The sequence below is a fragment of the Chromatium okenii genome (assembly GCF_002958735.1).
GTDB lineage: Bacteria > Pseudomonadota > Gammaproteobacteria > Chromatiales > Chromatiaceae > Chromatium > Chromatium okenii_A.
Genome location: NZ_PPGH01000037.1, coordinates 222,762 through 235,060 on the forward strand (window position 1 = coordinate 222,762; position 12,299 = coordinate 235,060).

At 50.4% G+C, this 12,299-nt stretch carries 11 protein-coding genes and 1 pseudogene; 10 read left to right on the forward strand and 2 right to left on the reverse strand.

The features are described from left to right. The first annotated feature begins 52 nt into the window (after window positions 1-52). Together CXB77_RS22095 and CXB77_RS19295 are read left to right on the forward strand one after the other, a co-directional pair. A complete protein-coding gene (locus CXB77_RS22095; RefSeq protein WP_105074238.1) occupies window positions 53-274 on the forward strand; it encodes a PAS domain-containing protein in 222 nt (73 codons plus the stop codon). Further along, window positions 244-2,451: a putative bifunctional diguanylate cyclase/phosphodiesterase gene (locus CXB77_RS19295; protein ID WP_242445701.1), complete on the forward strand. Its 2,208-nt coding sequence runs from the start codon at window positions 244-246 to the stop codon at window positions 2,449-2,451. The genes CXB77_RS22095 and CXB77_RS19295 overlap by 31 nt, the downstream gene beginning before the upstream one ends. On the opposite strand, the gene CXB77_RS12940 is transcribed toward CXB77_RS19295, so the two are convergent. Together CXB77_RS12940 and hemH are read right to left on the reverse strand one after the other, a co-directional pair. After that, the gene (locus CXB77_RS12940; RefSeq protein ID WP_105074239.1) at window positions 2,448-3,173 is read right to left on the reverse strand and encodes a DUF2726 domain-containing protein; all 726 of its coding nucleotides are present in this window, start codon (window positions 3,171-3,173) and stop codon (window positions 2,448-2,450) included. The genes CXB77_RS19295 and CXB77_RS12940 overlap by 4 nt on opposite strands. Window positions 3,174-3,304: 131 nt before the next feature. Beyond that, window positions 3,305-4,404 (reverse strand): annotated as a pseudogene (gene hemH / locus CXB77_RS12945) (ferrochelatase). Window positions 4,405-4,533: 129 nt separating this feature from the next. Between hemH and CXB77_RS12950 the strand changes: the two are divergent. From CXB77_RS12950 to CXB77_RS12980, 8 genes are all read left to right on the forward strand, one after another. After that, window positions 4,534-4,731, forward strand: coding sequence for a FeoA family protein (locus CXB77_RS12950; RefSeq protein ID WP_242445702.1), 198 nt, complete (start codon window positions 4,534-4,536; stop codon window positions 4,729-4,731). Between the two features lie 114 nt (window positions 4,732-4,845). Next, window positions 4,846-7,167 (forward strand): Fe(2+) transporter permease subunit FeoB, encoded by a 2,322-nt coding sequence (gene feoB / locus CXB77_RS12955; protein ID WP_105074240.1) that lies wholly within the window; start codon window positions 4,846-4,848, stop codon window positions 7,165-7,167. 168 nt (window positions 7,168-7,335) lie between these two features. Next, a complete protein-coding gene (locus CXB77_RS23170; protein ID WP_105074241.1) occupies window positions 7,336-7,932 on the forward strand; it encodes a Cache 3/Cache 2 fusion domain-containing protein in 597 nt (198 codons plus the stop codon). Between the two features lie 5 nt (window positions 7,933-7,937). Next, complete coding sequence (locus CXB77_RS23175; protein ID WP_146108820.1) at window positions 7,938-8,819, forward strand: Cache 3/Cache 2 fusion domain-containing protein; 882 nt, start codon at window positions 7,938-7,940, stop codon at window positions 8,817-8,819. Next, window positions 8,816-9,019, forward strand: coding sequence for a hypothetical protein (locus CXB77_RS12970; RefSeq protein WP_146108821.1), 204 nt, complete (start codon window positions 8,816-8,818; stop codon window positions 9,017-9,019). The genes CXB77_RS23175 and CXB77_RS12970 overlap by 4 nt, the downstream gene beginning before the upstream one ends. After that, window positions 8,991-9,113: a hypothetical protein gene (locus CXB77_RS23180; protein WP_277949405.1), complete on the forward strand. Its 123-nt coding sequence runs from the start codon at window positions 8,991-8,993 to the stop codon at window positions 9,111-9,113. Before CXB77_RS12970 ends, CXB77_RS23180 begins: the two co-directional genes overlap by 29 nt. Next, window positions 9,110-9,970 carry a methyl-accepting chemotaxis protein gene (locus CXB77_RS12975; protein ID WP_197711061.1) on the forward strand — a complete coding sequence of 287 codons (861 nt, stop codon included), beginning with the start codon at window positions 9,110-9,112 and terminating at the stop codon, window positions 9,968-9,970. Before CXB77_RS23180 ends, CXB77_RS12975 begins: the two co-directional genes overlap by 4 nt. A 118-nt stretch (window positions 9,971-10,088) precedes the next feature. Beyond that, entirely contained in the window at window positions 10,089-12,248 is a 2,160-nt protein-coding gene (locus tag CXB77_RS12980) for a methyl-accepting chemotaxis protein (RefSeq protein WP_172452665.1), read from the forward strand. The last annotated feature ends 51 nt before the right edge of the window (window positions 12,249-12,299 follow it).

Sequence of the window (12,299 nt, forward strand, 5' to 3'; positions counted from 1 at the left end):
GTGCTGGCGACCAGTCCAGTGATTTTGTACACGCGCCAGCGCATCAACGCAGATGCCGCTGACTTGGGTCAGTGAAAATATCGCTCGGCTGCTGGGTTATTCCGCTGCGGAAGCGTTGCAGCCTAATTGGTGGGAAGCGCAGTTGCATCCCGATGATCGAGCGGAAACGCTGGCGCGTCTGGCAGAACTGCGTGACACCGCACCAATCAGCCACGATTACCGTTTTTTGATCGCCAGCATCAGGTGCGCTGGCTTCGTGATGAACTCTGCGTGATTGATGCGGCAAGTCCAGTGGCAACCGGCGTGTGGCATGACATCACCGAAGCGAAACTGGCCGAGCAGATGCAGGAAACCCGTTTAGCCGTACTTGATGGGCTGGTGGATAATCAAGCATTGCCGGAAATCATGAAGAAAATCATCACTCGGCTGGAAGAAATTCACCCTGAAATGTGCGTGAAGATTGAAATTTGTGATGAAGCATTTAATGGAAATCTTTTCAGATTATCTTTGGCGGCAGCGGATTTAAACGTTTTCTCTGAAAAAAGCGCGTCGAATGGAAGCAATTCTCCCGTCAGTTGGTCGATTCCGTTTTGCGGCAGCGCCGGAGAAATTCTGGGCTATTTTCATCTCACTTATCTTCGACCGCGCCAACCTTCCGCAAGCGAATTGAAACTCATTAACGAATTCGCCTGCATCGCCGGACTCGCAGTGACGCGCATTCATGCCGATACCACGCTGCGCCAAGCCGCAACCGTGTTTGAGAGCACCCGCGAGGGCGTCATCATCACCGACCTTGAAGCGCGGATTCTTACCGTCAACCGCGCTTATACCGACATCAGCGGCTACACCGAAACCGAAGTGCGCGGGCAAAATCCCCGTTTGCTCCAATCCGGGCGGCAGGAACCATTGTTTTATCAAGAGCTGTGGGCCAGTCTCCGCGAGAACGGACACTGGCAAGGCGAAATCTGTAACCGCCGCAAAAATGGAGAAATTTATCCGCAACTGTTGAGCATCAGCGTCGTTTACGACAGTCAAGGCGAGCCGAGCCATTACGTCGGCGTGATGACTGACATCAGCCAGCTCAAACAGTCGGAAGCGCAACTGGAACATCTCGTGCACTACGATCCGTTAACCCATTTGCCCAATCGCCGCTTGGTGCAATCGCGGCTGCAACACGCGATTGAACGCGCCGAGCGACAAGGGCAACGCGTCGCCGTGCTGTTTTTGGATTTGGATCGCTTCAAAAACGTCAACGACAGTTTGGGACATCCGGCTGGCGATGAATTACTCACCACGCTGGCACAACGTTTGAGTGAACGGTTGCGCGAAGAGGACACCGTTGGACGACTCGGCGGCGATGAGTTCCTGATTGTGCTCGAAAATATCACAGAACCAGAAGATGCAGCGGGCGTCGCGCAAACCCTGCTAAAACTATTAGAAAAGCCATTCTCTCTCACCACTTCGCGGGCGCATGTGACCGACGAATTACTTGAGGCAGGAATTAAGTGCCGTCACGAGGTTTATATTGGCGTCAGTATTGGCATTAGTTTATTTCCTGATGATGGGCGCACAGTCACTGAATTAGTTAAACATGCAGATGTCGCGCTATATCAATCAAAAGAACAGGGACGCAACACTTATCGGTTTTATACGCCAACCTTAACTGCGGCAGCGAATGAACGACTGGCATTAGAAGCGCGACTGCATCGGGCGCTAGCGAATGAAGAATTTGTGCTGCATTATCAACCGCAATTCGATACAAAAAATAATGCGTTAATTGGTTGTGAGGCGCTGGTGCGCTGGCAATCACCAGAAGAAGGAATGATTTCACCGCTGCGTTTTATTCCCATTGCCGAAGAAACTGGGCAAATTGTCGTGCTGGGTGAATGGGTATTGCGCACTGCATGTATTCAAGGAAAACGCTGGTTAGATGCCGGATTATCACCATTGACAATTGCGGTTAATTTATCCGGTCGGCAATTGCAGCAGCGCGATTTAGTGCAGCGCATCGCCTTGATTCTCAAAGAAACCCAGTTTCCAGCACATTATCTGAAACTCGAATTGACCGAAAGCATGATTATGGGTGGCGGTGAGCAAGCGGTTGAGTTACTTCACGCGCTTAAAGCACTTGGGCCGCGTCTTTCAATTGACGACTTTGGTACGGGTTATTCCTCGCTGGCATATCTCAAACGCTTTCCCATTGATGAATTAAAAATTGATCAGGGTTTTGTCCGTGATATTCCCGGCGATCAAAATGACATGGAAATTGCGGCAACCATTATTGCAATGGCGCGTAATCTTCATTTGAAAGTCATTGCTGAAGGCGTGGAAACGCAGGCGCAATTAGATTTTCTGATTCGTCAAGATTGCTATGCTTGCCAAGGCTATTTATTTTCACGTCCGCTTTCCGCAACTGAATTCGCTCGAGCCATACTCAAAAAGCCGCATTAACTGCGCCAGCGATGACGTTTTTCCGCTGTAATACGCGGTATTTCATCGCCTATATCCAGCGTTATATTCATCTTAAATTCCGGTTCCGCTGCATCGTGCTGAATAGACAGTACCGGTTCGCAGCGTTCAATCAGTGGTCGATCATCCCAATCATCGTGATTCGTCACTACCGCCGGTGTTGGTTTGATTGCATTCATCGTTTTTTCATTCGGCATCACACCCAGCCAGCGCGTTTGCAGCAATGTAAAAATCTGCGCCGCAAGATCAGCAATAACATAATCATCGCGCTCTTCAATACACAGCAACGGCAATGCTGCTGCGGTGCAAATCTGGCGCAAACGCCGCTGCCGCAATAGGTCGTTTGGCCAATGCGAATTCGGCAGCAGCGCAATTGCTCCAACCAACGCAGTGCTTTCCGGCGTACACAGCAAAAAATCAAAACTCAGTCCATCTAATCGCGCCAGTGCTTGCTCCTGTTCGCGGCGTGTCAATCGCCCGCGCAATCCAATCACATCCGCCACGCGAATTCGTCCGTAAAGCCGATAATCGCACCCAACTGCTTGTTCCAACGCAGTTTTCAACCGGCGCTGCGCTGGATTAAATAACAGGTTATCGGCGCGATAAGGCGGATATAACCAATTGAGCGCCATGCGCCATATTTGCCGCAGCAGCGCCAGTAACACGATTAAACCCAATCCCAGCAAAAAGTAGAAATGCGCCATGTTTGAATAATCAGTTTTGTTTTTAACAAATCCTCCAACCCCCTTTGCTAAAGGGGGCTTTTATTTCCCTTTGGAGTGAGTGTTTTTCTTTTCCCCCCTTTGGAAAAGGGGGGCAGGGGGGATTTTTCAATTTAATGCGCAGCACCCATTGCGCGGGCGCGTTCGCAGCGTTGCGCCAATTCATTCGCATCCATTGCTGCATCCGTGATTTCTGGCCAACCGCTGCAATGCCGCGTGATTAAATTCGCCAGCATTTCAATATGCGCCGGGCTGTCATTTAAACACGGAATATAGCTGTAAGTTTCACCACCAGCGGCTAAAAAGCGGTGGCGGTTTTCCTCACTAATTTCTTCAATCGTTTCCAAACAATCTGCGGAAAAGCCCGGTGATAAGACCTGCACCGATTTAATTCCTGCTGCGCCCCATTCGTTTAACGTGTGATCGGTATACGGACGCAGCCATTCTTGTTTTCCCAACCGCGATTGAAATGATAAAAACCAGCGTTCCGGCGGCAATTCCAATTGTTCCGTAACCAATCGCGCTGTCTTTTGGCATTGGCAATGGTACGGATCGCCGAGATCAAAATACTTGCGCGGAATACCGTGAAATGAAAATAACAGCCGTTCTGCTGCGCCATGTTCTGCCCAATGTGCGCGAATGCTGGCAGCAAGTGCGGCAATGTAATGCGGATCGTCGTGATATTGGTTAATAAACCGCAATTCCGGCAGCCAGCGCCAGCGTTGCAATTCGGTCGTCACAGCATCGAATACGGCAGCGGTCGTGGAACTGGAATACTGCGGATAAAGCGGCAATACCAAAATGCGTCGCGCATTGGCTTCGCGCAATTCATTTAACGCGCTGGCAATAGAGGGATTGCCATAACGCATTCCCAACGCCACTTTAATTGGTGCGGCGCTGCGTTGTTTGAACAATTGTTGCAGTGCGTTCGCTTGCCGCCGCGCAATTGCCAGCAATGGCGAACCGTCCGCTGTCCATACGATTGATACGCCTTGGCGGAATGTTTGGGGCGAGTGCGCAAAATCACGCCGTGCAAAATGAACCACCACGGCAGCCGCGCCATTTCCACTACGCGCTGATCCCACAGAAATTCCGCCAGATAGCGGCGCACATCAGCAACTTTCGGTGTGTCTGGTGTGCCCAAATTGGCCAGTAAGATGCCGAGGCATTCCGGTTGGTCGTGACGATAATCAGGGGTATTAATAAAGGACATAGCGAAATCTCGATGAGGTTCTGGCAGCGGGGCATTGTCGCGGGTTGTCAGCAAAAGGCAACGGCGCAGCGCCGTTTAACGATGCCGTTCAGGTTATCATTAACTGTTAATAAAACAATTGAGTACATTATGTTGCAAACAACTGAATTGATAAAACTTTCTGAATTGCCACACGGTGCTTCAGCGCATCTTGCTGATATTCGCGGCGGTCGCCAATTGACCCGACGTTTATTGGCGCTGGGACTGCGTCAAGGCAGTGTGTTGCAGATCGTGCAGCGGCGGGTCAAGGGTTGGTGCTGGCGATTGGCGAAGTGCGCATTGCGGTAGGCGCGGGCATTGCAGACAAACTCTGGGTCACGCCCAATGCGCCAGCCGTGATGGAATCATCTGATCCGCCCACACCGTTACTCGAAACCAATTCGTTGTAGGACGCTTGACATCATGACCACGTCTTCTTCACTGCCGCCTGTTCACACCTCGCGCCCGCTCACCATCGCGCTTGGCGGCAATCCCAATTGCGGAAAATCTGCGTTATTCAATGCGTTAACTGGAATTCGCCAAACCACCGGTAATTGGCCCGGCGTCACGGTGGAGCGTAAAGAGGGCGCGTTGGAACTCGACGGGCGCACGGTGCGGGTGATTGATTTGCCGGGGATTTATTCGCTCGATGCCAGCTCGCTCGACGAAATGGTGACGCGAGATTATTTGCTCAGTCGTGACGCGGATGTGATCGTCAATGTGCTCGACGCCAACAGTTTGGAGCGCAATCTGTATTTGACCGTGCAATTGCTGGAAATGGGCGTTCCGATTGTCATCGCGCTCAACATGATGGACATCGCCCGCAAACGCGGCATTCAAATTGACACGGAACAACTCGCAGCGGCGCTGGGTTGTCCGGTTGTGCCAGTGGTTGCCGTCACCAAAGAAGGTTTGACCGAGTTGCAGGCGCGACTGCTCGCCGTTGCCGAAGGGCGCGAGCCAGCAGGTACTGCGCTGGAGCACGGCGATTGTGTGGAAGCAGTCATTGCCGAGTTGCTGCCGCTGCTGGTGGATGTGCCAGAACGAGCAACGGCGCGGTGGCTGGCGCTGAAATTGTTGGAAGCCGATCCCGTCGCCGAGGAAGTAGTGAGTGCCGCCGCGCTGGCTCGCGCCGTTCTCGGTCGCCATCAAATCGCCGAACGCACTGGCGAAGATGCAGATTTGCACATCGCCGACACGCGCTTTGGTCACGCGCACACGCTGTTTCAGCGCGTGGTGCGGCAATCGCATCGCGTCGGACGCACAATGTCGGATCGGATTGACCGCGTGGTGTTGAGCCGAATTTTCGGCATTCCGCTGTTTTTACTGATGATTTATTTGATGTTTATGTTCACGATGAACATCGGCGGCGCGTTTATCGACTTTTTCGATCTCACCGGACAAGCGTTGTTTGTGGATGGACTCAGCGCCCTGCTCGCAGCATGGAATGCGCCAGCGTGGTTAATTCTGCTGCTCGCCGAGGGCATCGGACGCGGACTGCAAGTTGTCGGCACGTTCATTCCGATTATTGCCAGTCTTTACATCGTGTTATCCATTTTGGAAGACAGCGGCTACATGGCGCGAGCGGCGTTCGTGATGGATCGATTCATGCGCTCCATCGGACTGCCGGGCAAGGCGTTTGTGCCGCTGATTGTCGGGTTTGGCTGCAACGTCCCAGCGGTAATGGCGACGCGCACCCTCGAAAGTGAGCGCGAGCGCAAACTCACAATTTTGATGAATCCGTTCATGTCATGCGGAGCGCGGCTGCCGGTTTACGCGCTATTTGCTGCGGCGTTCTTTCCGCACTCTGGGCAAAATTTGGTGTTCGCGCTGTATCTCACTGGAATTGCCGTGGCGATTCTGTCCGGGCTGGCGATGAAACACACGCTGTTAAAAGGCGACAGTTCTGGGCTGCTGATGGAATTGCCGCCGTACCATTTGCCGACCGTGAAAGGTGTGCTGCTGCGGACTTGGGATCGGGTCAAATTATTTCTGCGCGAAGCGGGCAAGGTGATCGTGCTGATGGTGCTGGCGCTGAATGTGCTGGCAACGGTCGGCAGCGACGGCAGTTTGAATAATCAGGACAGCGATCGTTCTATTCTTGCTGCGGTCAGTCGCGCTGCCACGCCGTTATTTGCGCCGCTGGGAATTCGTGACGACAACTGGCCAGCGGTGCTCGGCGTGTTTTCTGGCGTGTTGGCAAAAGAGGTGATTGTTGGAACGCTCGATTCGCTGTACGGTCATCTCGCCGCTGATTCTGCGCCAGCCACCGAGCCAGAACCCTTTGATTTATGGCGTGATCTGGGACAAGCTGGCGCGTCAGTGGCGAACAATTTAGCGGAACTGGGAGCGCGGCTGCTCGATCCGCTGGGGCTGAATGTCGGTGATTTGAGCGATGCAGAAACTGCTGCGGCGACGCAGGGCGTGCAAACTGGCACTTTTGGCGCGATGGCGGCGCGATTTGACGGGCAAGCTGGCGCATTCGCTTACCTGTTGTTTGTATTGTTATATTTTCCGTGCGTGGCGACGATTGGCGCGATTGTGCGCGAGGCGGGAATGACTTGGGCAATTTTTGTCGGCTGTTGGACGACGGGAATTGCCTTTTTAACTGCGACAATTTTTTATCAGACTGCGATTTTTGAACGCAATCCGCTGGTGGCGAGCTGGTGGATTGGTGGTGGAGTAGCGTTGTTTGTCAGCGTTTTAATTGGGTTGCGCTGGTGGGCGCAGCAAACGCCTAAATAAGTTGGCAGTTTTCAGTTGTCAGTGACAACGTTGTTTTTATAGACAACTGACAACTTTTTTCAACTGCGTCCTGCTTAATAATTTCGTATTGCTTGCAAATTTTCGCTTTCAACCGCAGGCTTTTCATATAAAAACAACGCTTTGTAATAAATACTCAGAAGGTCAATCATGACGACACAATCCGTCACCAGATCGCTCGCGTTCAAGCTCGGTGCAACTGTTTTTGGCGTTACTGCCGTGCTATTGCTGGCGCTCACTTGGGGATTAACCATTTACGCCCGCGATATTTTGGAGCGCAAAGGCATCGAGCAGCTCCAGCAGCAAACGCAGCTCATGGTGCGAATGATTGAAAGTTATGACGGCGCATTGCAGCAAGAAGCAAATCGGTTGATGCAGATTTTTGCCGCGCAGTTCCCCGCGTCATTCACGCTTGATTCCAGTCAAACCATTCAAGTTGGCGAACAAAACACGCCCACGCTGCGTAATGGCGCACAGGTGCTTAATTTGAATGTAAACACTATTGACACATTCACTGCGCAAACCGACGCAGTCGCCACCGTATTTGCGCGTCAAGGTGATGATTTTGTACGCATTGCGACCTCGCTGAAAAACGATCAAGGGCAGCGTGTGATGGGCACATTGCTTGGCACAACGCATCCCGGTTACGCCAAATTGATCGCAGGCGAGCCGTATATTGGCAAGGCAACGCTATTCGGACGCGATTACACGACCAAATATCTACCATTGTTAACCGATGGCGGGTGATTGGTGTGTTATTTATTGGCGTTGATTTCACGGAAGGATTGGCGGCACTCAAACAACAACTCCGCACATTTAAAATTGGTGAAACGGGTTATTTTTATGTGTTGGATGCTAAACCCGGTAAGAATTACGGGACATTAATCGTGCATCCAGCAAAAGAAGGTCAAAACATTGCGGCTGCGAAAGATGCTGATGGACGCGAATTCATCCGCGAAATACTCGAACACAAGGACGGTGTTATTCAATATCCATGGTCGAATAAAGAATTAAATGAAACTGTACCACGCTTAAAAATTGCCGCTTACAATCAGTATTCAAATTGGGGTTGGGTGATTGGCGGTGGCGCTTATTTAGAAGAATTTTCTCGTGATGCCACCACGCTGCGCAATACGACGCTGGCAGTATCAGGATTATTGCTGCTGGCAATTGGCGGATTATTGTTTTTTGTTTCGCGGCAAATGGTGGCACGACCACTATTGCGGGTGGTGCAGGTATTTACGCAAATCGGCAATGGCGACTACAGCCAGCGCATTGATAGTAATCGCGGCGATGAAATCGGTATTTTACTGCGCGGTTTAGATACGATGCAGCACCATCTCGCCGAGCGCACTATTGCGGAACAAACTGCGTCTAATGCCATGCGCCGTATTACCAGCGCCCTCGATAAAGCCTCGACTAGCATGATGGTTGCTGATCAAAATGGCGCATTGATTTACGTTAATGCAGCATTCACGCAGATGATGCAGCTCGCCGAAAATGATTTGCGCCGCGAATTACCCAATTTCAATGCGACTGATTTAATTGGGCGCGACTCAATGATTTTCATCGCAATCCAGAACATCAGCGCCGTTTGTTGGCAAATCTGCGCCAAACCTACAGCGCACCCATGACCGCTGGCGGACACAATTTTCAACTCGTTGCTAATCCCGTATTTAATAGCGATGGCGAACGACTGGGCACGGTTGTTGAATGGCTAGATCGCACCGCCGAAGTTGCAGCCGAACGTGAATTAGATGCGCTATTAATGCGGTCGCGCAGGGCGATTTCAGTCAGCGCTGAAAATGGACGGCAAACAGGGATTTTTCCGTGATCTCGCCATCAGCATGAACAAATTGACTGAAATCGTCGCGCAAATGCTCGATGATCTCGCTAAAGTATTGAAAGCATTGGCACAAGCGATTTGACGCAGACGATTGAATCTGAATATCAGGGACAGTTTGCTACGCTCAAAACGGACACCAACGCCACCGTTGAGCGACTGCGCAGCTTGGTCAGCCAGATCAGCCAGATCAGTACAACGGACGCGATTAACACTGCTGCCAGCGAAATCGCTGCCGGTAATGCGGATTTATCCCAGCGCACTGAAGAGCAAGCCAGCAGCTTGGAAAAAACTGCGGGCGCTATCGAAAGTTTTAACCTTTCGATTCAACACACTGCGACCAATGCCAAACGCGCCAGCGCCCTCGCGCACGACGCCAATCATCAGGCGCAAGCGGGCGGTCAACTCGTCGCTCGCGTGGTAGAGACGATGGCCGCAATCCAAACCGCCAGCAAAAACATTGCCGATATTATTGGCGTGATTGATGGAATCGCTTTTCAAACCAACATCTTGGCACTCAACGCCGCAGTTGAAGCAGCGCGTGCTGGCGAACAGGGACGCGGTTTTGCCGTCGTCGCGGCTGAAGTGCGCAATTTAGCGCAACGTTCTGCGAATGCTGCCAAAGAAATCAAAGCGTTAATTGGTGATTCCGTCACGCGAGTGGATGCTGGAGTGCAGCTCGTAGAAAACACCGGACAAACGATGCACACCATCGTTGACTCCTTTCAGCAGGTGGTCAGTCTGGTTGCCGAGATCGCCGAAGCCAGCCGTGAACAAAGTGCCGATGTAGCGCAAGTGAAGCATTCTATTGGACAAATGGACGAAACCACGCAGCGCAACGCCGCGCTGGTGGAACAGGCTGCGGCGGCGGCGGAAAGTTTGGAAGATCAAGCGCGAGAATTACACAAAACGGTTGCGGTATTTCAAATGGAATCCGCTTAATTAATGCGCGTTGAATAGCAACGCACATTGATAACTTGAGTTTTAACCCATAATGAACACGTTGCGTTGTTATCACCGACTGGGATTATCATCAAAACTATTATTAGCCATGATGATAATGAGTTTTATCATCCTAACAGTGTTCTTGATGTATACCTATCAAGAACAAAAGCGCACCATTCTTGAAGGTATTGATGCCAAGCTGTTAGCCAGTGCTGAAGGAGTACGCTTAGTTGGTGATGCGTATCACAATCAAGTGGCGCATCCTGACGCTATTACGTCGGAAGTTTATCAAGCGTTTATTGGTCGGTTATCAGTATTTGCCGAGCAAGCAAAAGTAGTTTATGTCTATACAATTATAGAACAAGAACAAAACATCTTATTCACTGCATCAAGCTATACCAAAGAAGAAAAAGAAAGCGGAGAAATAACCAATTTTCTTGATCCTTATGATGATGCCAGCGCTGGCTTAAAAGCCACTTTTACTGATGAGCAAATACACTACGATCAATATAGCGATCAATGGGGTGATTTTCGCTCCATCTTTGTTCCTGCTCAATCAAGTGATGGCATTGAATATGTCATTGGCGTTGATATATCGTTAGCGGGAATCGACGAAATTTTATTTGAGACGTTGCTGAATCGATTATTGATTGCTGGTATATCGTTTGTTATTGGAACGATGGTGTTATTAGTCATCACGCGGCGCATGGTAGCGCAACCGCTATTAAATGTGGTACAGATATTTGAACGCATTGGTGAAGGCGATTATACCAATCGCATCGACAGTTTTCGCTGCGACGAAATCGGTACACTGCTGCGGGCGCTGGATATGATGCAGCACAATCTCAGTGAACGCACCATTGCCGAGCAAGCCGCATCCGATGCAATGCGGCGTATTACCAGTGCGCTGGATAAAGCATCCACTAGTATCATGGTCACTGATGGCGATAACAGTATTATTTATATTAATACTGCATTCACGCACATGATGCAGATTGCGCAAAACGATTTACGTCAAGAAGTGCCTGATTTTGATGCCAATACTGTGCTGGGACGGCGTTTAAACGATATCTATAATCAGCTACATCACGAACATTTATTAACAGATGTAAGCGATACCTATACTGCATCAATAGTGACCGGTGGACGGCATTTTAATTTGATTGCTAATCCCGTATTCAATCGCATCGGCGCACGCTTGGGCACAGTTGTAGAATGGTCAGATCGCACCGCCGAAGTTGCTGCCGAGCGCGAATTAGATGCACTGTTAACTGCGGTCGCGCAGGGTGATTTTAATCAACGTTTAAGTTTGGATGGCAAGCACGGATTTTTCTGTGATATTGCTGTGGGTATGAATAAACTCACCGAAATCGTCGCCCAAATGTTTGATGATCTTGCTCATGTATTAAAAGCACTGGCGCAAGCTGATTTAACTTGTACTATTGAATCTGTATATCAGGGACGGTTTGCTGATCTCAAAACTGATACCAATGCCACCATAGAACGATTGCGCGGTGTGGTTGGGCAAATCAGCGCAGTGACGAATACGATTAATATCGTTGCCAGAGAGATTGCGGCTGGGAATACAGATTTGTCGCAGCGCACTGAAGAACAGGTCAATAGTTTAAAAAATACAGCGCGGGTGCTGAATGAATTTAAATTATCCATTGAATACACGGCCGACAATGCTAAACGTGCCAGCACTTTTGCCCGCAATGCTAATGATCAAGCAATGGTTGGCGGTCAACTCGTGACTCGCGTTGTAGATACGATGGGTGCAATTCAAACTGCCAGTAAAAACATCGCTGATATTATTAGCGTGATTGATAGTATTGCATTTCAAACTAATATCTTGGCGCTTAATGCGGCAGTTGAGGCGGCACGCGCTGGCGAGCAGGGACGCGGTTTCGCCGTCGTCGCTGCTGAAGTGCGCAATTTGGCGCAACGTTCCGCGAATTCTGCTAAGGAAATCAAGGAGTTAATTGCTGATTCGGTGATGCAAGTGGATGCGGGAGTGCAGTTGGTTAAAGATACCGGACAGACGATGCGAGCGATTGTTGACTCCTTCCAACAGGTACTCGGTCTCGTGGTTGAAATTGCTGAAGCGAGTCGCAATCAGGGCATAAGTATCACGCAAGTAACCAATTCTATTGAACAAATGGACGAAACTACGCAGCGCAATGCTGCGCTGGTCGAACAGGGCGCGGCTGCGGCAGAAAGTTTGGAAGATCAAGCGCGAGAATTGCGTAAAACTGTTGCGGTATTTCGCAGTTAGATTAAATTTAAAAACGGATTAAAACGCGCGGTGCAATCATCATAAGCGATT